The 534-nt window shown below is 41.0% G+C and carries 1 protein-coding gene; it reads left to right on the forward strand.

The window, feature by feature from the left end:
* Window positions 1-534, forward strand: a 534-nt coding sequence (locus ACQV2O_RS08625; protein WP_428875570.1) for a transposase, incomplete at both ends; no start/stop codon positions are given.

Below are 534 nucleotides of genomic sequence, written 5' to 3' on the forward strand. Positions count from 1 at the left end.
GAAGCACGTCATCAGATGGCTTTTCATGCGCTCGAAGACCTTGTTCCAGAAGAACATCTTCTGAGAAAAATTGATCGACATATTGATTTTTCTTTTATTTATGGACTGGTAGAAGATGTTTATTGCTTAGATAATGGACGTCCGAGCATTGACCCAGTGACACTGATTAAAATCCCTATCATTCAATATCTCTTTGGTATTCCAAGTATGCGCCAAACCATTCAAGAAATTCAGGTGAATGTCGCATATCGTTGGTTTTTAGGGTTATCTCTCACTGACCCAGTGCCACATTTTTCAACTTTTGGAAAAAATTATAAGCGTCGTTTCGAAGGGACAAGTATCGCCCAACAGATCTTTAGCCAGATTCTCACACAGTGTTTTGAAGCGGACATGATTGATTCTAAAGCTATTTTCATTGACGGCACCCATGTTAAAGCTTGCGCCAATGGCCGAAAGTATACGAATGAAGAAGTGATCGTCCAAGCAAAATGGTTGGCAGAGGAAATGATGGAAGCCGTTCAAGAAGACCGAGCG

The sequence above is a fragment of the Facklamia sp. P13055 genome (assembly GCF_050409445.1).
GTDB lineage: Bacteria > Bacillota > Bacilli > Lactobacillales > Aerococcaceae > Facklamia.